Genomic DNA, 22,019 nt, shown 5'->3' with positions numbered 1-22,019 from the left:
GCCGGCCAGCCGAACACGCCGGCCAGCGGCGGCGCGGGTGCACCGCCGCGCGGCAGAGGTCGGTCAGTGGCGGCGCGGGGTCGGCCAGCCGCACGACACCACCGGCCAGCGGCGGTGTGGGGCGGCCAGCCGCACGACACCACCGGCCAGTGGCGGCAGTGTGGGCGGTCAGCGGCGCGGCGCGACGGCGGGGGCGAGACCGGCGGCGGTGAGCGAACGCCGTACCGCCGGCTGCGCCCCGGTGAGCCGCAGCGGCACCCCGCTGCGCTCGGCGGCGTCCCGCCCGGCCATCAGCGCGGCGACGCCACCGGCGTCGAATCCACCCGCGCCGTCCAGGTCGACCACCACCTCGCGGGGCTGGCCGGTCAGCGCCCCCAGCACGGCCCGACGCAGTTGGTCCGCGCCGTCCCGGTCCACCTCGCCACCGACCTCCACCACCACCCGGTCACCGGCGTGCCGCACCGCGATCCGGGCCCGCCCGCTCTCCGCCTCCGCGCCGTTCTGCCACGGTGGCGGGGCGTCGGCCAGCATCGCCTGGCGCAGCCAGGTCAACGCGCGGGAGAGCAGGCGGGAGACGTGCATCTGGGAGATGCCGAACCGCGCCGCGATCTCGGCCTGGGTCTGGTTGCCGTAGAAGCGCATCGCCAGGATCCGCCGCTCCCGCCAGGGCAGCCGGTGCAGCAGGCCGCTGACGGTGACCCGGTCGTCGACCGACTCCAGGGCGTTGTCCGACTCCCCCACCAGGTCGCCGAACTCCGCCGAACTCTCCCCGCCCACCGGCGCGTTCAGCGAGGCGGGGCTGTAGCCGGCCGCCGACTCCAGTGCGGCGAGGATCTCCTCCTGCGGGGTCTCCAACCGCTCGGCCAGCTCCGCCACCGTCGGCGTACGGGACAGTTCGCTGGTCAGGGCCGCGGTCGCCTGGCCGACCTCGAGGATCAGGTCGCGCAGCCGGCGGGGCACGTGCACCCCCCACGTACGGTCCCGGAAGTGCCGTTTGATCTCTCCCACGATGGTGATGGCCGCGTACGCGGTGAACGAACCGCGCTCCGGGTCGTACCGGTCGACGGCGTTGACCAGCCCCAGCCGGGCGACCTGTTCCAGGTCCTCCAACGGCTCACCCCGCCCCCGGTACCGCCGGGCCAACCGGCCGGCGAACGGCAGGGCGAACCGGACCAGGTCGTCCCGAGCCTCCTGCCGCCGTTCGGGCGGAAGGCCCTCGATACGCGCCGCGTAGGCCAACGCCGCCGCGTCGAGGTCCTCCAGACCCCGGTCGGTCGGTGACGGGGTGGTTGTCGTGGGCTGTCCGAACATCCGCGCCTCCCTCGGGAAGGTCCCCGCCCCGTCGCACGCCGGCCACCGGCGCGACGAGGCGCCGCACCGGGTGCGGTAAGGGCGGAAGGTAGGAATGCCGACGGGCGACAACAGCATGCCGCGCGGCCGGGCCGTCGCAGCCAGCGGTGTTCCCGCTCTCTAGGTACTCAACCACGGGACCGCCGGGTCACGAGGATGTTTCGCCAGGCTGGCCCGACCGGTCGTACGCCCGGGCGACGGCCGGCACCGGCGGGGCGTGGTGGACGGGGCCACCGGCGACCCGCGGGACGCGGGAGGTGGACGGGACCTGCGGGCGGTCAGCCCACCAGCAGCCCCTGGGCGGCGCCGCCGTCCCGCAGCGCGGCCAGCGCCGCGTCCACCGCCAGCGGCGGCGGGACCGGCAGGTCGTACGGCTGGTTGCGGAGCACCTCGGTGGCCCGGCGGGTGGGCACCGAGGTGACCGGGTAGCCGCGCGCGGCGGTGCGGTCCAGGGCCCGGCGGCGGCGGCCGAACGCGGCGACCGCGAGCCACTGGGGCAACCCGGCCAACGCCGGTGACGGCACGCCCGGTGGTTCCGGCAGGACGTCCACCGAGGTGAACGGCTCGCTGCCGGCGAGCCACCACTCGGCGGCGGCGACGCTGCGCCGGGTGGCGTTCTCGCACCAGTACGGCACCAGCCCGGCCCGGACCACCTGCCAGGGGTCGAGCAGCCGGCCGCACTCCACCACCAGCCGGTCACCGGTCTTGCCGGCGGCGCGTAGCCAACCCCGGTACAGGTCGGCGGTCGCCGCGCTGAGCACCTCGGGCTGGGGGAAGAGCACCCGGTGCAGCCGGTGACCCCGGCGGCCGGTCCACTCCCGCGCCCCGAGTTCGAAACCGGCCTCGACGCTGTTCTCGGCCAACGCCCGTGCGTAGGACACGTCCGGCGGATCCCAGCGGGAACGGTCACCACCGGCGGAGCGGAGCACCTGTCGCAGCGCCGGGCTGTCCGGGTGGAAGTCGACCGGGTCGAGGCCACTGGCCGGGCAGCCCACCTGGAAGCTGTGCCCACGGCCGTCGTCGCGGACCGGCCAGGTGCGGGCGTCGCGCAGCAGCAGCACGGACGCGTCCGGCGCGAGCCGGGCGGCCAGGAACCGGGCGTACGCGCGCGGCAGGCGCTGCCAGCGCACCCCGAGCGTCACCGTCGCCCCGGCCAGCGCGCCCCGGCTGGCCGGGCAGTGGACCTGGCGGACGTGGACGTCGGTGTTGCCGCGCAGCAGCCGACCGGCCAGCGCCGCGCCGTGGTCACGGGCCGCCCGGGGGTGGTCGACCGCGCCGTCCGTCCAGCGGACCGTCATCTCGAAGCCGGCGGGCAGCCACGGCACGCCGAGCGCGACCGCGAGGTGCACGGCCGCGCCGTGCGCCGAACCGAGCACCGCGCCCGGGTACCGCCGGCGGGGGTACTGGTCGACGAACCAGCGGGCCACCCGTTCGACGTCCACCGTGGCGGCCTGCTCCACCGGCAGCGCCACCCGACCGGCGGTCCGGGCGACCGCCGCCCGGCGCACCGGTTCCGGCGCACCGGGAAACCGCGCCAGGGAGGGTGGGTGACCGAGGTCGGCGCAGTCCGCCCCACGCAGCGCCCGGGCGGCGGCGGCCACCAGGACCCGGGCGGTACTGCCCGCCGCCACCACCCGTTCACCGGCGGGGCCGGCGCCGTCAGCCGGCACCCCGGTCCGCGTCCCGCGTCCCGGCCCGACCGTCCCTCGTTCGCTCACCACGCGGCCCGGCTTCCCGTCCGGATGGGGTTCAAACGGGGTGTCCGCCACCGGGCGGGGGGATTCAACGGCTGCTGGCCCTTCGGTGGCTGCCGGCCCCGGACGGGCCCGGCGCACCCGCCGTCCCCGACGGTTCCCTCGTCGGGCTGGTCGGCGACCGGGCTGCTCCGGGTCGGTTCCGGCGGTTTCGGGCCGTACGGGGTGGGCATCCCCGTGCCATGGCCGATGACCCGACCACCGCTGCGGCGGGCGCCACCATCACCGCCTACCCGGACGGGCCGCTGCTGGTGCGGGGCGACTTCGTCCTGGTCACCCCCGAGGGGCGCACCATCGAGACACGGCGGGGGACGGTGGCGCTGTGCCGGTGCGGGCAGTCGGCGTTGAAGCCGTTCTGCGACGGCACGCACAAGGTGGTCGACTTCCGCACCGCCTGAGCGCCGGCCCGGGTGGTAGCAGGGGACCCCTGTTACCGCTTTTTGAGGAGCAGGGGTCCCCTGCTACCACCTGGGGCAAGTCGGGTGGTCAGGCGGCCAGCGGCACCGGGGCCGACGTCGGGCGCAGTGAGCTGCGTCCGGCTGACCAGCTGGTGAGCAGGTGGGTGGCGAAGAGCCGGTCCACGGCCAGACAGGCCGCCGCGCCGAAGAGCACGTCGCCGGTTCGGGCCGGCTCGGCGCGGGCCAGACCGCCGCAGAGGTCGTACGCGGCGATCTGCTCGTGCACCGCGTCGGCCTCGACGTGTTCGTCGTAGAAGCGGGTGGCCACCTCGTCGAAGCCGAGTCGGCGCAGCCCGTTGCCGTACCGGCGGTTCGGCAGCGAGGAGGTCATCTCGAAGGCGGCGAGGTGCCCGACCAGCGCGCCGCGCAACCGGCGGTGCAGTCCGAACAGGGAGATCACGTTGCTGGTCGCCAGGGTCACCCCGGGCACCGCGTCGAGGTGGGCGGCGTACCCGGGGTCGAGGCCGAGCCGGTCCAGGGTGAGCCGGAACAGTTCGGCGTGCATGCGCTCCGGCCGGCCGCCGCCGTACTCGTCGGCCTGGATCTCCACCAGCGCGGCCTTGACCGCACCGCCCAGCCGGGGGATCGCCCAGGAGTGCGGATCGGCCTCCTTGAGGTGGTAGATCGAGCGGTGCGTGACGAACTCCCGGAACTGCGCCAGGGTGGCCCGCCGGTGCAGGGTGGCGGCCAGGGACGGACCGTCGTCGGCCCGGACCAGCGCGGCCAGCGCCGCCGGCAGGTCGGCCGGCTCCGTCGCCGGCAGCGGCCCGACCAGCCGGCGCAGGGCCGCCTCGAACCGTCGTTCGAGGCGGGCCCGCAGGGCCAGCAGCGACGGCTGCCACTCCCACTCCTCGTCGACCCCGGTCCAGCCCCGGTAGTGCAGCTCGTAGCAGAGGAACAGGGTCAGTTGCAGGTCCTCGTCGGTGAGCGGGTCGACCGGGTCGCAGTCGAGGTGTTCGGGAATGTCGTGCGGCGGTTCCCGCCACGCCGTGACCAGGGCGGCCGAGACCGGGCCGCGTGGCCCGGGCAGCGGCGCGGGGCCGTGTGCGCGGGCGGCGGGGTCGGACATGGCGCCTCCCTGATCGACTGCGCGGTAGATGCCCCGGCCGCGATGGCCTAAACGGTCGCCGGCCGCGACGCGTCCACCCCAGGTCCGACCGGCACGTCCGCCTACGTCCGACCGCCGGTCCGACCGACCCGTCCGCCGAGGTCCGACCGACGGTCCGCTCCGACCGGTACGTCCGCCCACCGACCGGGCGGCGGCGGGGCGGTCAGGCCCGGCCGCGGCCCGGCGTGCCGGCGTCCACGTACCGCAGCACCGCGCCGACGCCGTCGGTCAGCCCGGGGGCCTCCTCCGGCCCCAGCACGGTCACCGCCGCGTCGGTGCCGACCAGCGCCCGCACCAGTGCCGCGTCGGCGCGTACCCGCTGGGGGTCGTCGACGGCCATGGCGGTGAGCTGCCCCGGGTCGATGGCGATCTCGGTCGGTTCCGAGCCGATCCAGAGCTCCTCCGTGGAGGACGGGTCGTCCACGATCAGCATGGTGTCGACCTGGTTGCGTTGCAGCGCGCCGACCACCGCGTCGAGGCCCGCGCCGACGTCCTCCTGGACGCCGAACCGGTCCAGCGTCTCCTGGATCCGCCGGTCGGCCACCTCGGCGACGGCCTGCACGGTGACGTCCTCCATGGCCGCCGGGTCCGCGCCCCCGGTCCGCTTGCCGGCATCGGTGCGGACCAGCCGGTCCTGCCAGCGTGGGGGCAGCTGCGCGGCGATCACCCCGGTGGCCCGGACGTCCCCGGCGAGGACCACCACCTCCGCGCCGACCCGTTCGGCCAGCGTGACCGTGGCCGCCGCCGCGTCGCCCGCGTTGTGGTGCCAGGCTTCGGTGGCCGCGCGCTGGTAGCGGGACTGGGACCAGCCGCCGGGCTGCACCCGTCGGAGCTGGTAGCTCTCCCGACCCCGGACGTGGGCCCGACGCGGCACCCCACCGGCGCTGACCGCCACCGCGTCGGCACCGGTCCGGTCGGCCAGCACCCGGACCCAGGCGACCTGCTCACCCCGCTGGGCGACCAGCGGCATGGTGTGCGGCAGCGGGCCGTACGCGGCCAGGTCCCGGATCGGCGGCGCGTGGAGGTACTCGGTGAGCGCGACCCGGCCCCGGCGGGCGAAGAGGGCCAGCCCGTAGTCCCCGGGCAGCGGGGCGTGGCCCCGGACCATCCGGTCCAGTGCCGCGACGGTGTCCGGGTCCGCTCCCTGTTCGGCGAGGCGGCCCGCCAGGTCCCGCCACCGCAGGTCCAGGGCGGGACGTGCGTCCTGGGTGTCCCGGGAGGCGTCCAGGTAGACCGAACACCACGGTCCGGGACGCTCGTAGAGCGGGCGCAGGAAGGACAGCTCCATGCTCGACCCCTTTCCGGCTCGGCCCCGCGCTTACCCGCACCGGTGGGGTTGTCACCTCATCCGCCGTCCGGCGCCGGGACGGGCGGGCGGACGCGCCGTGATCACGTTCACTCATGTCGTTCAACCCACCCGACCGATACCATCGGTGCACAGAACAGGACTTACGGTGGTGATGATGGACAGCGACCTCCGACGCCCGCGGATCCTCCGCCCGACCGGCAGGATCTTCACCGGGCGGGTGGTGCGCTTCATGGACGGCTACACCCGTGAGATGCGGGTGGGGCAGCCGATCCTGGTGGCGGTGATGACCGCGGCGAGCCTGACCCAGGTGCTGACCCTGCTGGTGCGGATGCTACTCAAGGCCGGTGGCGCCGGCGGGCCGGCCCGGCGCGGCTTCAAGGAGCTCAAGAAGGGGCCGGAGTTCCTGGTCACACCGATGCGCCTGCGCGACGCCGAGGGGCAGCTCTACGAGGTCGAACTGCACGGCCACCTGGCCCAGAGCGCGGTGCATCCCGGTGACCACGTCCAGCTCACCCTGCGCGACCAGGGCGACCCGGATCTCCCGCCCCGGATCGAGCGGATCGTCAACATCACCACCACGCAGTGGCTGACCCCACGACCGCCGACGGTCTGGTCCCACTTCGGGCCGCCGCTGCTCCTCCAGGCGTTCGTCGGGGTGCTGGTGGTGGTGCTGGTGGTGGCCTGGGTGCTCGCCGTCTGAGCCGGACGGGTTTGCCGGCCCGGGGCACCGGGCAGGCAGCCGGAGCATGTTCCCCGGTTTCACGCCGACCGACGTCGACCTCGGGCCGGTGCGCCCGGTTCGCCGCCCGCTGGTGGCACTGGTTCTTCCTCGGCCAACGGGAGAAGGCCGCCGAGCGGGTGATCAACCTCGATCCGGACGCCTGGTACGGCGGATCGCCGGTGCAGATGGGCGCGGAGGCCTACGCCGACTACCGCCGGGCCATCCACGATCCGGCCACGGTGCACGCGATGTGCGAGGACTACCGGGCCGGCCTCGGTCCGGACCGGGCCGCCGACGACGCCGACCGGGCGGCGGGACGGCGGATCGCCTGCCCGGTGCTGTTCGTCCACTCGGAACGCGACGACCTGGCCGACCTCTACGGCGACCCGGCGGCGATCTGGCGGGACTGGGCGGACGACGTCTCCGCCACCTCGATCGACTGCGGGCACCACATGGCCGAGGAGGCGCCGGAGCGGCTCGCCGCCGAGCTGGCCGCCTTCCTGGCCGGCTGAGCGCCGCGCCGGGTCACCGCGCCGCTGGCGTCAGCCCACCGGGGCCGGGGTCCGGACCGGAGCGGCGGCCGGCGCGAGCCGGCCCCGGCGGCGGGCCCACCGCTCGAACACCAGCGTCGCGAACGGCGGAACCGCGCAGGCCAGGGCCACCAGCGTGATCCCCCAGCCCCACCGCTGCTGGCGGGCGACCAGCAGGGTCAGCAGGCCGTACGCCATGAAGAGCGCGCCGTGCACCGGCCCGAAGACCTGCACGCCGATCTCGTTGCCGGGTGGCCCGTACTTGACCGCCATCCCGACCAGCAGGCCCAGCCAGGAGCACGCCTCGGCGACGGCCACCACCACGAACCACCGGGTCACCTTCTCGCGCACGTGCTCTCCCCTCTCGCGCGGGCCATGTTAGGGGTCCCAGTGGGTACAACGACAGACAGGTGGCCGTGGCGCGAGCCGGATCACGCCGGACTGCGCTGGACGGGGAAAGGGACCTCCGACCTCTTCCCCGTACCGCCGGTACGTGCGAGGTTGGAGACACCAGGGGTGACAGGGTGGTGACCATGGGCGAGGACGTCGGGATTCGGACCTTCACACGGGAGGACCGGGCCCGGTACCGGGAAAAGGTGCGCCGTTGCCTCGACGTCTTCGCCGAGATGCTGCGGGAGTCCCGCTTCGAGGCCGACCGCCCGACGACCGGGCTGGAGATCGAGCTCAACCTGGTCGACGACGCGTCGATGCCGGCGATGCGCAACGCCGACGTGCTCGCCGCCGTCGCCGACCCGAGCTTCCAGACCGAACTGGGCCAGTTCAACGTGGAGATCAACGTCGCCCCCCGGCGACTCGCCGGCACCGGCACCGCCGAGTTCGAGGAGAGCGTCCGGGCCAGCCTGAACGCGGCGGAGGAGAAGGCCCGCACGGTCGGCGCGCACATGGTGATGATCGGAATCCTGCCGACGCTGCGGCCGGAGCACCTCACCGCCGGAACCCTCTCGGCGAACCCGCGTTACCGCCTGCTCAACGAGCAGATCTTCGCCGCCCGGGGCGAGGACCTGCGGATCGCGATCAGCGGCGTGGAGCGGCTGGCGACCACCGCCGACACGATCACCCCGGAGGCCGCCTGCACCAGCACGCAGTTCCACCTCCAGGTCAGCCCGGCCCGGTTCGCCGACTACTGGAACGCGGCCCAGGCCGTGGCCGGGGTGCAGGTGGCGCTCGGGGCCAACGCGCCGCTGCTGTTCGGCCGGGAACTGTGGCGGGAGACCCGGATCCCGCTGTTCGAGCAGGCCACCGACACCCGGGCCGAGGAGATCAAGGCCCAGGGTGTACGCCCCCGGGTCTGGTTCGGGGAACGCTGGATCACCAGCGTTTTCGACCTCTTCGAGGAGAACGTGCGATATTATCCCGCGCTGCTGCCGATCTGTGACCCGGAGGACCCGGCCGAGACGCTCGCCGCCGGGGACGTTCCCAAGCTGGCCGAGCTGCGGCTGCACAACGGCACCGTCTACCGCTGGAACCGGCCGGTCTACGACGTGGTGCGGGGCCGGCCGCACCTGCGGGTGGAGAACCGGGTCCTGCCGGCCGGGCCGACCGTCCTGGACACCGTCGCCAACGGCGCGTTCTACTTCGGCCTCGTCCGGGCGCTGGCCGAGTCGGACCGGCCGCTGTGGTCGCAGATGTCGTTCAGCGCGGCCGAGGAGAACTTGCACGCCTGCGCCCGGCACGGCATCGACGCCCAGGTGTTCTGGCCGGGGCTGGGCTACCTGCCGGTCACCGAGCTGGTGCTGCGTCGGCTGCTGCCCCTTGCCCACCACGGTCTGGACCGGTGGGGGCTGGACCCGGCGGAGCGGGACCGGCTGCTCGGCATCATCGAGGGCCGCTGCCTGACCGGGCGTAACGGCGCGTCCTGGCAGGTGGCCACGCTGCACCGGTTCGAGGGCGAGGACCACGTCGACCGACCGGAGGCGCTGCGCCGGATGCTCGGCCACTACGTCGACCTGATGCACAGCAACCGTCCCGTCCACGAGTGGCCGCTGCCCTGAGCCCGCCCGGGCCGGAGTGAACGGCAGGCGACCGGGCGGCGGTGGCCGACCCGGTCGTCACCAGGGCGAGGGGTCGTCGCGAAGCCGGCTGTAGAGATACCCGTCGCGCCACCGTCCGGCCCGGAACTCGCAGGAGCGGACGACACCCTCGAACTGGAAGCCCGCCCTGGTCAGCGCCCGCTGCTCGGCGATGTTCTCCGGCTGGGTGCCGGCCTGGATGCGCTGGACCGGGGTGTGCGAGAACAGGTAGTCGCAGAGCATGGCCTGTGCCCGCCAGCCGACGCCGCGCCCCCGCCACTCGGGCAGCAGGGCGATGCCGATCTCCCAGTGCCGGGCGGACCCGCCGTACGAGCCCGCCCGGTAGCTGACGAGACCGGCCGCCACCCGCCCGGCGTCACCGGGCCCGCCAGCGTCCGGCGGCGGGACGTCCGGCGCGCCGCCGGAGTCGGAGTCGACAGGTTCCCGGTCCGGCCGTCCACGGTCGACCTCGACCATCAACCGGCCGTCGTCAGCGCCGAGGTAGCCGTCGGCGGCGAACCGTCGGGCCGGCTCCCCGGCGTCCCGGAATCCCGCCCAGTCCGGGCCGATCAGCCCCGGCTCGGTGAGGAAGCGGCGGAACATGGCCAGGTCGGCCTCGACGACCGGGCGGAGCCGGACGCCGAGCCAGCCGGAGCCGCTCACCGGATGTCGCCATCGGTCGTCATGGTGCCCCGGCTCCAGTTCGCTCGGGACACGGCCCGGACCTCGGTCAGCAGCATGCCGACCATCCTCGCATCCGGCAAGATCAGACTGACACCCGACGATCTCCTGCGGGTCGCAGACTGCCCGTTGCGCCGTCGTCACCCTCCCCCGACCCCGGTCGCCGGCACCCGTTCGGGCAGCCGGTCAGAGGGCCACGATCGCCGCCGTCTCCGCGGGCAGCTCCACCGCGTCCCGCATCACGGTCACCCCCGTGCCGGTGGCGAGCAGCACCTGGCGCACCACCCCGGGCAGGTTGACCCGCTGTGCCTTGTCGGCGAGGTTCGCCACCACCAGGCACTCCCCGCGCCGGACCACCAGGAACCGGTCGCCGTGGCGCACGTCGATCCGGTCCAGCCGGGGGTCGGACAGGTCGGGCCGGGCCTTGCGCAACGCGATCAGCCGGCGGTGGAACGTCAGCATCTCCCGGTGCTCGGGCTTGTCCAGTTCCGCCCAGTCCAGCCGGGACCGGGTGAACGTCTCCGGGTCCTGCGGGTCCGGGACCTCCCCCTCCGGCCACCCGTGCGCGGCGAACTCCCGCCGCCGGCCGGTGGCGACCGCGGTGGCCAGTTCCGGCTCCGGGTGACTGGTGAAGAACTGCCACGGCGTGGTCGCGCCCCATTCCTCCCCCATGAACAGCATCGGGGTGAACGGCGCGGTCATCAGCAGCGTCGCGCCGACCCGCAGCAGCGCCGGGGAGAGGGTGGCGGAGATCCGGTCACCGGTGGCCCGGTTGCCGATCTGGTCGTGGTTCTGGAGGTACGCCACGAACCGGTGTCCGGGCACCCGCTGCCGGTCGACCGGCCGGCCGTGGCTGCGGTTGCGGAAGCTCGACCAGGTGCCGGCGTGGAAGAACGCCCCGGTGAGGACCGCCTCCAGGCAGTCCAGCGAGCCGAAGTCGGCGTAGTAGCCCTGCCGTTCCCCGGTGAGCAGGGTGTGCAGGGCGTGGTGCGCGTCGTCGTTCCACTGCGCGTGCAGGCCCATCCCGCCCGCCTCGCGCGGGGTGACCAGCCGGGGGTCGTTCAGGTCGGACTCGGCGATCAGCGACAGCGGCCGGCCGAGGTGGGTGGCGAGCGACTCCACCTCGACGGCCAGTTCCTCCAGCAGCGGCGTCGCCCGGTCGTCGGCGAGCGCGTGCACCGCGTCCAGCCGCAGGCCATCGACGTGGTAGTCGCGCAGCCACATCCGCACGCTGTCGACGATGTAGCGGCGCACCTCGTCGGAGTGCGGCCCGTCCAGGTTGACCGAGCGCCCCCAGGTGTTGTTGCCCTCGGTGAGGTACGGCCCGAACCGCGGCGCGTACGCCCCGGAGGGGCCGAAATGGTTGTAGACGACGTCGAGGATCACCCCCAGTCCCCGGCGGTGTGCCGCGTCGACCAGCCGTTTCAGGCCGTCCGGGCCGCCGTAGGCGTGGTGTGGGGCGAACCAGCAGACCCCGTCGTAACCCCAGTTGTGCTCGCCGTTGAAGGCGTTCACCGGGAGCAGTTCGATCATGTCGACCCCGAGGTCGACGAGGTGGTCGAGGCGGTCGATCACCGCGTCGAAGGTGCCCTCCGGGGTGAACGTGCCGACGTGCAGCTCGTACAGGACGCTGCCGGGCAGTTGCCGGCCGGTCCACCCCTGGTCCTGCCAGGCGAAGGCGGCGTGGTCGTAGACCCGGCTCGGCCCGTGCACGCCCGCCGGCTGCCAGGGTGAGCGCGGGTCCGGCAGGGCGCTCCCGTCGTCGTCGAGCAGGAACGCGTAGTCGGTGCCGGGCCCGGCGTCGGGTGCCTCGGCCCGCCACCAGCCGCCCGGCGCGGGGGTCATCTCCCGGTCGGCGTCGCCGGTGATCCGCAGCCGGACCCGTTCGGCCTCGGGTGCCCACACGGTGAACTCGGTCATGACGTCTCCCCGGACTCGGTGGGAGCGAGCAGCGCGACGGGATAGGCGCCGAGCAGGTCGGCCAGCGGCACCCGTCCGCCACCGTAGACCCGCCCGGTGAACAGTTCGGTCAGGTCGTGAACGGGAAGCGACAGGCTGGTGTCGCCCCAGCCGCCCCGCCGGTCCAGCCCCACCGGCAGCCGGGTGGCGACCGCGAACACGCCGCCGGTGTCGAAGCAGAGGGCGTGGTCGGCGGCGGGTCCGTGCGCCGGCACCGGGCGGTGGTCGGTGAAGAGGTCCGGCCGGTCCCGGCGCAGCCGCAGGGTGCGGGAGACCACCAGCAGCTTCGCCGCGCCGCTCGCGTCGACCGGGGGCCGCCAGCCGGCGTCGAGGCGGGCCAGCAGCTCCCGGCGTACGGCGAAGTCGACCGGGCGGCGGTTGTCCGGGTCGACCAGGGAGTTGTCCCACAGCTCGGTGCCCTGGTAGGTGTCCGGCACCCCGGGCATGGCGAGCTGGACCAGCTTCTGCCCGAGCGCGTTCGACCAGCCCGCGCCGGTGATCTCCCCGGCGAAGGCGGTGATCGAGGCGTGCAGGGCCGGGTCGTCGTAGAGCCGGTCGACCAGGGCGTGCAGGGCCCGCTCGAAGACCGGGTCCGGGTCGGCCCAGCTGGTCGAGGCGGCGGCTTCCCGGGCGGCCTTCTCCACGTACGCGTGCAGCCGCTCGCGTTCGATCGGCCAGGCGCCGACCACGGTCTGCCAGAGCAGGTGGGCGAAGGCCGGGTCGGGCAGCGGCGCCTGCGCCATCCACCGGCCGACCTGCTCGGCCCAGCGCTGCGGCAGCTCGCTGAGCACGGCGAGCCGGGCCCGCACGTCCTCGCCGCGCTTGGTGTCGTGGGTGGAGAGCGTGGTCATCGCCCTCGGCCAGCGACGCTGCCGGGCGGTGGCGAAACGGTGGAACTCCTCCGGCGGGGTGCCGAAGTGCGCGGGACTGCCGCCGACCTCGTTGAGCGCGACGAACCGGCTCCACCGGTAGTAGGCGGTGTCCTCCACGCCCTTGGCCATCACCGCGCCGCTGAGCTGCGGGAACCGCTGGCCGAGTTCGTCGTCCGGGTCACGCAGCCGGGCGGTGACCGCGTCCAGGGCCGCGGTCAGGTCCGGCCGGCGGCGGCCGGCCTCGGCGCGGGCGGTGGCCAGGTGCCGGGCGCCCTCGGGCGGGTAGCCCCGGTAGACCGGGAAGCCGGCGGCCAGCTCGGCGAGGGCGGCCCGGGCGTCGGACCGGTCGACGTCGGGGACGAGGGCGGCCAGCCGGGTCAGCTCGGCGGCGAGCAACCGGGTGGCGGCGGCGAGCTTGGTGTCGTGGATCAGCTCCGGCCAGGAGGTGGCGGTGCCGGTGAGTCGGGTGTCCAGGGCGGTGAAGTCGCCCTCGGCCCGCCGGTCCACGAAGAGGCCGCAGACCGCGGCGAGCGCCTCGTAACCGGTGGTGCCGTCCACCGGCCACTCCGGCAGTTCCTCGCCGTACTCCAGGATCTTCTCCACCACCAGCCAGGCGGCCGGCGCGGCGGCCCGCAGGCGGGCCAGGTAGGCGGCCGGGTCGCGCAGCCCGTCGGGGTGGTCGACCCGGATGCCGTCGACCTCCCCGGCCGCCGCCCAGCGCAGCACCTCGGCGTGCGTGGCGGCGAAGACCTCCGGGTCCTCCACCCGCAGCCCGGCCAGGTCGGAGACGGCGAAGAAGCGGCGGTACGTCAGCTCGGCGTCGCCGCGTCGCCAGGAGACCAGTTCGTAGTGCTGCCGGTCGTGCACCTCGGTGGGGCTGCCGTCGCCGGTGCCGTCGGCGACCGGGAAGCGGTGCTCGTGGTAGCGCAGTTCCCCGTCGACCAGCTTGAGGTCGCCGAGGGCGTCCGGGGTGTCGGCGAGCACCGGCAGCAGCAGCCGGCCGGCGTCCCAGTCGATGTCGAACCAACGCGCGTACGTCGACTCCCGGCCCCGGCACAGCACGTCCCACCAGGCCGGGTTGGCCTCCGGCCGGGCCACCCCGGCGTGGTTGGGGACGATGTCCACGACCAGGCCGAGCCCGGCCGCGCGCAACACGGCCACCAGTCGCCGTCGGGCCGCCTCGCCGCCGAGTTCCGGGTTGACCGCGCGGTGGTCGACCACGTCGTAGCCGTGCGCGGAACCGGGGGTGGCGGTCAGCAGCGGCGCGCTGTAGAGGTGGGAGACGCCCAGGTCGGCGAGGTAGTCGACGAGGTCGGCGGTGGTGTCCAGGTCGAAGCCGGGGCGGACCTGCACCCGGTAGGTGGCGTCGACCCGACGGCCGGGCGGCGGTACGGAAGAATCGGCGCTCGCCGGCATCAGACCGTCCTCTCCAGGACCACCAGGGAACGGTCCGGCACCCGCAGGGCACCGCCCGCGCCGATCACCGTCGTGCCGTCCGGGTCGGGATCGGCGGTGCTGATCACGCACTGCCACTTCTGGCCGAACTCGCCGCCGGGCAGGGTGAAGTCCAGCGGGGCGTCGTGGGCGTTGAAGCAGAGCAGGAACGAGTCGTCCCGGTGGCGCTGGCCGTACTGGCCGCGCTCGCGGATGCCCTCGCCGTTGACGAAGAGGGTGACCGCGCGACCGAAGTCGTTGCCCCAGTCGTCGCCGTTCATCTCCCGCCCGTCCGGGGTGTACCAGGCCAGGTCGGGCAGGGGCTGCTCGGCGGTCCGGCCGCCGACCGGCAGGCCGGTGAAGAAGCGGCGGCGGCGGAACACCTGGTGCCGGGCCCGGAAGTCGGTGAGCGTACGGACGAAGTCCAGCAGTTGCTCGTCGACGTTCTCCCAGTCGATCCAGGCCAGCTCGCTGTCCTGGCAGTAGGCGTTGTTGTTGCCGTGCTGGGTGCGGCCCAGCTCGTCGCCGTGGCCGATCATCGGCACGCCCTGGGAGAGCATCAGGGTGGCCAGGAAGTTGCGCCGCTGCCGGGCCCGCAGGGCGAGCACGTCCTCGTCGTCGGTGGGGCCCTCGACGCCGCAGTTCCAGGACCGGTTGTGGCTCTCGCCGTCCCGGTTCTCCTCGCCGTTGGCCTCGTTGTGCTTGTCGTTGTACGCCACCAGGTCGGCGAGGGTGAACCCGTCGTGGCAGGTGACGAAGTTGATGCTGTGGAACGGCTTGCGGCCGTCGTCCTGGTAGAGGTCGGCGGAACCGGAGATCCGGGAGGCGAACTCGGCCAGGGTGGCCGGCTCACCGCGCCAGAAGTCCCGGACGGTGTCCCGGTACTTGCCGTTCCACTCGGTCCACACCGGCGGGAAGTTGCCGACCTGGTAGCCGCCGGGGCCGACGTCCCACGGCTCGGCGATCAGCTTGACCTGGCTGACCACCGGGTCCTGCTGGACCACCTCGAAGAACGTGGAGAGGCGGTCCACCTCGTAGAACTCCCGGGCCAGGGTGGCGGCGAGGTCGAACCGGAAGCCGTCGACGTGCATCTCCTGCACCCAGTACCGCAGCGAGTCCATGATCAGTTGCAGCGAGTGCGGGCTGCGGACGTTGAGGCTGTTGCCGGTGCCGGTGTAGTCGACGTAGTAGCGCCGATCCTCCTCCGACAGCCGGTAGTAGCTGGGGTTGTCCACCCCCTTGAAGCTCAGCGACGGCCCGAGGTGGTTGCCCTCGGCGGTGTGGTTGTAGACCACGTCGAGGATCACCTCGATGCCGGCGGCGTGCAGCGCCCGGACCATGCCCCGGAACTCCTGCACCTGCTGGCCGAGGCGGCCCAGCGCGGAGTAGCCGTGGTGCGGGGCGAAGAAGCCGACGGTGTTGTAACCCCAGTAGTTGCGCAGGCCCATGTCGGCCAGGCGGTGGTCGTGCACGAACTGGTGCACCGGCATCAGCTCGATCGCGGTCACCCCGAGCCGGGTCAGGTGCTCGATCATCGGCGGGGAGGCGATGCCGGCGTACGTGCCGCGCAGTTCCTCGGGGATGCCGGGATGCCGCATGGTCAGGCCGCGCACGTGCGCCTCGTAGATCACCGAGTGGTGGTACGGCGTGCGGGGCGGCCGGTCGTTGCCCCAGTCGAAGTACGGGTTCACCACGACCGACTTGGGCATGAACGCCGCGGAGTCGGCCTCGGACATCCGGTCCGGCTCGCCCAGCACGTAGTCGTAGACCGCGGGATCCCACTGCACGTCCCCGTCGATCGCCTTGGCGTACGGGTCGATCAGCAGCTTGTGCGGGTTGCAGCGCAACCCGTTGGCCGGGTCGTACGGCCCGTGGACCCGGTAGCCGTACCGCTGCCCCGGCTCGACGCCCGGGATGTACCCGTGCCAGACGTGGGCGTCGACCTCGCGGAGCCGGACCCGGCGTTCCGCGCCGGTGTCCCACTCGTCGAAGAGGCAGAGGTCGACCGCCTCGGCCACCTCCGAGAAGATCGCGAAGTTGGTGCCCATCCCGTCGTAGGTGGCCCCCAGTGGATAGCGGTCCCCCGGCCAGACCTGCATGTCGCTCCTTCGGGCATGGTTCGTCGACCGCGTCGCCGGGCGGAGCCCGCCGACGCGCACGCCGGTATTGCCCCACCGCACCGCACGCCAATCCACCCGACCGGTCCGTGTCCCGAAATACACCCGGCTGGGCGACTCAAACCTGGACGTGTCGCTCGTCACCTTCCGCCCCGCTCGGGATGCGAGGTGCCGCCCGATGCCTTTCCCTTGGTGCGGGCGCGCACGCGCGTCCGCACCCGGCCGCTCGGCCCCACCATCACCCACCCTCCGCCGCCATCGACGTCGGCGTGCGCCCTCCTGCCTGGACGGAGAACTACTGTGACGACCCCGCGGGTCGGCGAGCACCTCGCGAGCCCCTCGGACCGGCCCTGCCGGCCCACCCTCACCTCCCGCCCCCAGATCCCGCAGCCCGCCGGGTCGACCTCCCGTCCGCGCCGGATCCTGATGCTCTCCTGGGAGTACCCGCCGGTGCTCGTCGGCGGGCTCGGTCGCCACGTGCACGCCCTCTCGCTGGCCCTGGTCGCCGCCGGGCACGAGGTCACCGTGGTCACCCGGCACGCCGAGGGCGCCCCGCTGGAGGAGTACGCCGACGGCGTGCGGATCGTCCGCGCCGCCGAGGACCCGGTGACCTTCCCCCTGGCCACCGGTTCGCTGCTGGCCTGGACGATGGCGTTCAACCACACCCTCACCCGGGCCGCGCTGCGCGCCGCCGAGTCCGGCGGGTACGACGTGGTGCACGCCCACGACTGGCTCGTCGCGCACACCGCGATGACGCTGCGTGACCACCTGGACGTGCCGCTGGTGAGCACGATCCACGCCACCGAGGCGGGACGGCACCAGGGCTGGCTGCCGGAGGAGATGAACCGCACCATCCACGGCGTCGAGCACTGGCTCAGCAACGAGTCCGGCCGGGTGATCGTCTGCTCCGGGTACATGCGCGACGAGGTGACCGGGCTGTTCGGCGTGCCCGCCGGGCGGGTCGACGTGGTGCCCAACGGGGTCGAGCCGCACCGCTGGAAGGCCCCGGTGGCCGCGGTCGCCGCCGCCCGCCGCCGGTTCGCCGGGGACGGGCCGCTGGTCACCTTCGCCGGCCGGCTGGTCTACGAGAAGGGGGTGCAGCACCTCCTCGCCGGCCTGCCCCGGTTGCGGGACCGGCACCCCGGGCTGCGCGCCGTGATCGTCGGCGACGGGCCGTACCGGGGTGAGCTGGAGGCCGAGGTGCACCGGCTCGGCCTGGCCGGCACGGTCAGCCTGCCGGGCTTCCTCGGTGGCACCGACCTGCCCGCCGTGATGGCGGCGTCGGACTGCTTCGCGGTGCCGAGCATCTACGAGCCGTTCGGCATGGTGGCGTTGGAGGGGGCGGCGGCCGGCGCGCCCCTCGCCGTCGCCGCGACCGGGGGTCTCGCCGAGATCGTCGAGCCCGGCGTGACCGGCATGACCTTCCGCCCGCAGGACCCCGACGGGCTCAGCGAGGCAGTGCACGCGCTGCTCTCGGACACCGACCGGGCCCGGGCGCTCGCCCGGCGCGCCCGCGCCATGGTGCACGAGCAGTACGGCTGGGCGGCCATCGCGCAGCGCACCGTCGACAGTTACGCCACCGCCATCGCCGGCTCCTCGTCGTTCACCGCGGCGCAGGCGGCCGAGCGGATGGCGCACGGCCGTCCCGCCTCCCCGGCCGTCGGGGAGGGCAACCTGCTCGTCGCCGCCGGCCTGCGCTGAGGTGGTAGCAGGGGCCCCCTGTTACCGATTTCTGTCGAACAGGGGGCCCCTGCAACCACCCCAGCGGCCCCTGCAACCACCCGAGCACCGCCTGCAACCACCCGAGCACCCCCCGCCCAGCACGGGGGCGGTCGCGTGGCGATGGGCCGATCGGCGCGTGGCCGCTCCCGTCCGGGCATCCTGATCTGCCGTTACGATCTTGTATCCGCACTGGTCAGCGCAGGTATGCATCGGACAGACTCGCAGCATCCGACCGGGACTAGGTCCGAGGAGGATTGGGTGCGGGTGCTCCTGGTGGAAGACGACCTGCGGGTCGCGGCGGTTCTCGCCGCGGCGCTGCGGCGGCGGGGGCACGAGGTGGTCCAGGCACTGACGGCGGCGGAGGCGGTACGGGCGGAGCCGGTCGATCTCATCCTGCTCGACATGAACCTGCCCGACCGCGACGGCCTGGAGGTGTGCCGGCGGATCCGCCAGCTCAGCGAGGAGGTCGCCATCATCGCGGTGACCGCCCGGGGCGAGGAGCACGACCGGGTGGCCGGGTTGCGCGCCGGTGCCGACGACTACGTGGTGAAGCCCTTCTCGATGGTCGAGTTGCAGGCCCGCATCGAGGCGGTGATGCGGCGCACCGGCCGTGCCGCCGGCACCGCCCGCGCCACCGCCGCCCTCCAGGTCGGCGACCTGCGCGTCGACGTCGACGCCCGGCGGGTCTGGCTGGCCGGCCGGGAGGTCGGCCTGTCCCGTAAGGAGTTCGACCTGCTGGTGGTGCTGGCCCGGCAGGCCGGCACGGTGGTGTCCCGGGACCGGTTGCAGATGGAGGTATGGCACACCACCTGGGCGACCCGGCACAATCTCGACGTCCACGTCGCGGCGCTGCGCGGGAAGTTGGACGACGCCAGCCTGGTGGAGACGGTACGCGGAGTCGGCTACCGACTCCGGGCCGGCTGATCACCGACGGTGACGGCCAGCGGGGCGGCAACCTCAGATCATCCTCAAGAATCCCAGCTGGCGGCCCCATGAACGGCCCGTTACGGGTGTGCTGTCGGTACCCCAGCCATCCCTCCTGTTTGGAGATCCCCTTTGAGATACAGACGGACTACGGCCGGTGTGTTCTCCGCCCTGTTCGCCGTCACCCTCGTCGCGACGGCGTTGCCCGCCCAGGCGCAGGGGCAGCCCGCGCTCGCCGCGGCCCAGTTGCAGGCGGAGCCGAACCAGGTCCAGGGTCTGACGGTCGTCCAGGGCGACGGGTACGCGACCCTGGCCTGGACCCCGGTCGACGGCGCGACCGACTACCAGATCGAGCGGACGCCGGTCGCCGAGGACGGCACCGCCACCGGGCCGGCGGTGATCAGCGGTCTCTGGCGGCCGAACCGCCAGGTCAACAACACCTCGCCGACCTTCGCCGACGCCGGTTTCGCCCCCGGGAACCGGTTCCAGTGGCGGGTCCGCGCCCGCGTCGGCACCACCGCGCAGCCGTACTCGGCGCCGGTCAGCGGCACCACCCGGGCGCACTGGGGCGACCCGAACACCCCGGGTCAGAACCTGCGCACGCAGTGGGAGACCACGCTGGGCGCGCAGTACACCAGCGACGTCAACGAGTACGCCTACACCGCGGCGGTCGACGAGCTGAGCGAGCGGGTCCGGGTGGTGGAGATCGGCCGTACCATCCAGAACCGGCCGATCAACATGTTCGTCATCGGCTACCCGAAGCCGCCGGCCACGCCGGAGGCGGTCGCCGCGACGAACCCGCTGGTGGTCAACTGCAACGTGCACGGCAACGAGCCCGGTGACCGGGAGGCCTGCCTCATCATGGCCCGGCAGCTCGCCTTCACCGACGACGCCGGCACGCTCGACAAGCTGTCGAAGACCACCATGCTGATCGTGCCGACGATCAACGGCGACGGCCGGGCGGCCGGCAGCCGGGGCAACTCCACCGGTCAGGACCTGAACCGGGACTACTCGCTGATCCGCCAGCCGGAGACCCAGGCCTTCGTGGAGATGGTCCGCGACTACCGGCCCATCGCCAGCTTCGACGGCCACGAGTACGGCAACACCAACACCGGTGACCTGCCGATGCTGCCGCCGCGTCACCAGAACGTGTCCCAGGGGATCTTCGACAGGTCGCAGGACATGATCGAGGGGCACATGTACACCGAGGGCGCCAAGGACGGCTGGTGGGCCTGCCCGTACGGCTGCACCGGCGCCGGCGTGGGCCTGAGCGAGGAGACCATCCTGCGCAACACCCTCGGCCTGAAGAACGTGGTCAACTCCCTGCTGGAGCTGCGCAGCTCCGGTGGCCCGACCCGGCCGGACGAGGGCAACACCGCCAACAACCGCCGGCGCAAGACGTACTCCGCCCTGTGGACGTTCGACCAGTTCCTCACGTACCACGTGGCGAACATCCCCGGCATCAGCAAGGCCCGCGCGGAGGCGATCGCCTTCCAGTCGGCGAACACCGGCCGGATCGTGTTCCGGGGCTCGCGCCCGATCGAGGCGTACCCCGCGCCGCACCCGGGTGAGGCCCCGCCGCCGCTGGACGCCCCCACCCCGGAGCGGATCCTGGAGCAGCCGCCGTGCGCGTACCGGCTGACCGAGGAGCAGTACAACGGGGCGCGCAGCGACGGCCCGGCCGGCCGGCAGACCACCGTGGCCCAGCGGCTCGCCGCCCACGGCTGGAAGGTCATCAAGGTCGCCGACGGCTACCTCGTCCCGCTGTCGCAGCCGGAGCGGGGTCTGGTGCCGCTGCTCCTCGACGGGCAGGCCGTCGAGGGCCTGGTCGACGGCGAGCGGATCGCCCCGACGCTGACCGGCACGCACAACGGTCCACTGACCGTCACCGGGGTGGCCTGCCTCGACGGCGCCACCGTCCGGGGTCCGGTCCGGGTCCAGCCGGGCGCCACCCTGATCGTCAACGGCGGCTCGATCTCCGGGCCGGTCAACGCCAGCGGCGCGGCCGGCTTCGTGCTGACCGACAGCACGGTGAACGGGCCGGTCAACGTCACCGGCACCCGGGGCCCGGTGGTCCTGGTCGACAACCGGGTCAGCGGCCCGGTGAACGTGGTCAACAGCGCGGGCGTGGCCCCGCTGCTGGCCGGCAACACCGTCTCCGGCCCGCTGGGCTGCACCGGCAACGCCCCCGCGCCGGTCAACCTGGAGGTCGGCAACTCGGTCAGCGGTCCGAAGTCCAGCCAGTGCGCACGCCTGTGAACTGCTGAACCTCGTACCGACGACTGTCGTACCGGCAGGCCGGTCCTCGCGACCGGCCTGCCGGCGCCCCCTTGGACGCCAGTGGAGTGGAGAAGACCGTGACCGACACCCTTCCCCGGGCCGCGACGCCGGCACCGGGCCGCGCCGGACGACGCGCCACTTCGCTCGCCGGGGCCCTCGCCCTGCTGGTCGCGGTCGCCGGATGCACCGGCGGCGACGACGGCGGGTCCGGCGCGACGGACTCCGCCCCACCGGCCGCCACGGTCACCGTGACCGGTCCGCTCTGCGACGTGCTGCCCTCGGGCAGCGAGCCGGGCAACCCGGCCTCGCTCGTCGGCCAGCCGGCCGACCGTGCCCTCCAGTGGATCCCCGTGCTCACCACCTTCGAGGCGGCGGTACGGGCCAGCGGCATGGCCACCGAGCTGACCGGGAGCCAGCCGGTCACCATCCTCGCCCCGACCGACGACGCGTTCGCGGCCAAGTTCTCCCGGACGAACCTCGACGAGCTGCTCCTCAAGGACACCGAGAAGCTGCGCGGGCTGCTGCGCGAACACGTGGTCACCGGCGCGCTGCCGGCCGCCGAGCTGGTGTCCGCCGGGACGGTGACCACCCTCGCCGGCACCACACTGACCGTGACCGGTCAGGGGCAGGGTGCGCGCGTCGACGACGAGGCCGACCTGATCTGCGCCGACTACCAGGCCGTCAAGGCCCGGATCCACGTCATCAACCACGTGCTCGGCAGCCTGCCCACCACCGCGAACGGCGACGACCACCCGGCGCACTGAGCACGT

17 protein-coding genes are annotated in these 22,019 nt (G+C 73.8%); 8 read left to right on the top strand and 9 right to left on the bottom strand.

What is annotated here, in order from left to right:
• Positions 1-168 precede the first annotated feature (168 nt).
• Both QSK20_RS20465 and QSK20_RS20460 read right to left on the bottom strand, forming a co-directional pair.
• Positions 169-1,311 (bottom strand): SigB/SigF/SigG family RNA polymerase sigma factor, encoded by a 1,143-nt coding sequence (locus QSK20_RS20465; RefSeq protein WP_088984735.1) that lies wholly within the window; start codon positions 1,309-1,311, stop codon positions 169-171.
• Positions 1,312-1,628: 317 nt separating this feature from the next.
• Positions 1,629-3,020 carry a hypothetical protein gene (locus tag QSK20_RS20460; RefSeq protein ID WP_285790199.1) on the bottom strand — a complete coding sequence of 464 codons (1,392 nt, stop codon included), beginning with the start codon at positions 3,018-3,020 and terminating at the stop codon, positions 1,629-1,631.
• A gap of 266 nt (positions 3,021-3,286) precedes the next feature.
• On the opposite strand from QSK20_RS20460, the gene QSK20_RS20455 reads away from it, so the two are divergent.
• The gene (locus tag QSK20_RS20455) at positions 3,287-3,502 is read left to right on the top strand and encodes a CDGSH iron-sulfur domain-containing protein (protein WP_285790198.1); all 216 of its coding nucleotides are present in this window, start codon (positions 3,287-3,289) and stop codon (positions 3,500-3,502) included.
• A gap of 88 nt (positions 3,503-3,590) precedes the next feature.
• Here QSK20_RS20455 and QSK20_RS20450 read toward each other — a convergent pair whose 3' ends face one another.
• Positions 3,591-4,631 (bottom strand): iron-containing redox enzyme family protein, encoded by a 1,041-nt coding sequence (locus QSK20_RS20450; RefSeq protein WP_285790197.1) that lies wholly within the window; start codon positions 4,629-4,631, stop codon positions 3,591-3,593.
• A 202-nt stretch (positions 4,632-4,833) separates the two neighbouring features.
• On the bottom strand, positions 4,834-5,958 hold the full coding sequence (locus QSK20_RS20445) for a baeRF2 domain-containing protein (protein WP_285790196.1): 1,125 nt from the start codon (positions 5,956-5,958) through the stop codon (positions 4,834-4,836).
• Between the two features lie 166 nt (positions 5,959-6,124).
• Here QSK20_RS20445 and QSK20_RS20440 point away from each other — a divergent pair, with 166 nt between their 5' ends.
• The gene (locus QSK20_RS20440; protein ID WP_285790195.1) at positions 6,125-6,679 is read left to right on the top strand and encodes a hypothetical protein; all 555 of its coding nucleotides are present in this window, start codon (positions 6,125-6,127) and stop codon (positions 6,677-6,679) included.
• Positions 6,680-6,690: 11 nt separating this feature from the next.
• Positions 6,691-7,212, top strand: coding sequence for an alpha/beta hydrolase (locus tag QSK20_RS20435; RefSeq protein WP_285790194.1), 522 nt, complete (start codon positions 6,691-6,693; stop codon positions 7,210-7,212).
• 30 nt (positions 7,213-7,242) lie between these two features.
• Here QSK20_RS20435 and QSK20_RS20430 read toward each other — a convergent pair whose 3' ends face one another.
• On the bottom strand, positions 7,243-7,581 hold the full coding sequence (locus QSK20_RS20430) for a DUF3817 domain-containing protein (RefSeq protein WP_285790193.1): 339 nt from the start codon (positions 7,579-7,581) through the stop codon (positions 7,243-7,245).
• Between the two features lie 182 nt (positions 7,582-7,763).
• Here QSK20_RS20430 and QSK20_RS20425 point away from each other — a divergent pair, with 182 nt between their 5' ends.
• Complete coding sequence (locus QSK20_RS20425) at positions 7,764-9,242, top strand: glutamate-cysteine ligase family protein (RefSeq protein WP_285790192.1); 1,479 nt, start codon at positions 7,764-7,766, stop codon at positions 9,240-9,242.
• 57 nt (positions 9,243-9,299) lie between these two features.
• On the opposite strand, the gene QSK20_RS20420 is transcribed toward QSK20_RS20425, so the two are convergent.
• The 4 genes from QSK20_RS20420 to glgX form a co-directional block, all read right to left on the bottom strand.
• Positions 9,300-9,923, bottom strand: a complete 624-nt coding sequence (locus QSK20_RS20420) for a GNAT family N-acetyltransferase (protein WP_285790191.1) — start codon at positions 9,921-9,923, stop codon at positions 9,300-9,302.
• Positions 9,924-10,127: 204 nt separating this feature from the next.
• Entirely contained in the window at positions 10,128-11,861 is a 1,734-nt protein-coding gene (gene treZ / locus QSK20_RS20415) for a malto-oligosyltrehalose trehalohydrolase (protein ID WP_285790190.1), read from the bottom strand.
• Positions 11,858-14,188: a malto-oligosyltrehalose synthase gene (gene treY / locus QSK20_RS20410; protein WP_285790189.1), complete on the bottom strand. Its 2,331-nt coding sequence runs from the start codon at positions 14,186-14,188 to the stop codon at positions 11,858-11,860. Before treY ends, treZ begins: the two co-directional genes overlap by 4 nt.
• Positions 14,188-16,305 (bottom strand): glycogen debranching protein GlgX, encoded by a 2,118-nt coding sequence (glgX, locus tag QSK20_RS20405; protein WP_285790188.1) that lies wholly within the window; start codon positions 16,303-16,305, stop codon positions 14,188-14,190. The genes treY and glgX overlap by 1 nt, the downstream gene beginning before the upstream one ends.
• A gap of 318 nt (positions 16,306-16,623) precedes the next feature.
• Between glgX and QSK20_RS20400 the strand changes: the two genes are divergently transcribed.
• The 4 genes from QSK20_RS20400 (at position 16,624) to QSK20_RS20385 (ending at position 22,013) form a co-directional block, all read left to right on the top strand.
• Complete coding sequence (locus QSK20_RS20400; RefSeq protein ID WP_285790187.1) at positions 16,624-18,024, top strand: glycosyltransferase family 4 protein; 1,401 nt, start codon at positions 16,624-16,626, stop codon at positions 18,022-18,024.
• Between the two features lie 279 nt (positions 18,025-18,303).
• Positions 18,304-18,969: a response regulator transcription factor gene (locus tag QSK20_RS20395; protein ID WP_285790186.1), complete on the top strand. Its 666-nt coding sequence runs from the start codon at positions 18,304-18,306 to the stop codon at positions 18,967-18,969.
• 159 nt (positions 18,970-19,128) lie between these two features.
• A complete protein-coding gene (locus QSK20_RS20390) occupies positions 19,129-21,228 on the top strand; it encodes a M14 family zinc carboxypeptidase (RefSeq protein WP_285790185.1) in 2,100 nt (699 codons plus the stop codon).
• A 98-nt stretch (positions 21,229-21,326) separates the two neighbouring features.
• Entirely contained in the window at positions 21,327-22,013 is a 687-nt protein-coding gene (locus QSK20_RS20385; protein WP_285790184.1) for a fasciclin domain-containing protein, read from the top strand.
• Positions 22,014-22,019 lie beyond the last annotated feature (6 nt).

The organism is Micromonospora sp. NBRC 101691 (genome assembly GCF_030269285.1).
GTDB lineage: Bacteria > Actinomycetota > Actinomycetes > Mycobacteriales > Micromonosporaceae > Micromonospora > Micromonospora echinospora.
The sequence above is the reverse complement of the archived record's forward strand: the minus strand, read 5'-3'. Positions and strand labels throughout refer to the sequence as shown.

Coding starts and splice junctions, on each gene's coding strand:
- glgX (WP_285790188.1), bottom strand. CDS start 16,305: ATGCAGGTCTGGCCGGGGGACCGCTATCCACTGGGGGCCACCTACGAC.
- QSK20_RS20465 (WP_088984735.1), bottom strand. CDS start 1,311: ATGTTCGGACAGCCCACGACAACCACCCCGTCACCGACCGACCGGGGT.
- QSK20_RS20445 (WP_285790196.1), bottom strand. CDS start 5,958: ATGGAGCTGTCCTTCCTGCGCCCGCTCTACGAGCGTCCCGGACCGTGG.
- QSK20_RS20450 (WP_285790197.1), bottom strand. CDS start 4,631: ATGTCCGACCCCGCCGCCCGCGCACACGGCCCCGCGCCGCTGCCCGGG.
- QSK20_RS20425 (WP_285790192.1), top strand. CDS start 7,764: ATGGGCGAGGACGTCGGGATTCGGACCTTCACACGGGAGGACCGGGCC.
- treZ (WP_285790190.1), bottom strand. CDS start 11,861: ATGACCGAGTTCACCGTGTGGGCACCCGAGGCCGAACGGGTCCGGCTG.
- QSK20_RS20455 (WP_285790198.1), top strand. CDS start 3,287: ATGGCCGATGACCCGACCACCGCTGCGGCGGGCGCCACCATCACCGCC.
- treY (WP_285790189.1), bottom strand. CDS start 14,188: ATGCCGGCGAGCGCCGATTCTTCCGTACCGCCGCCCGGCCGTCGGGTC.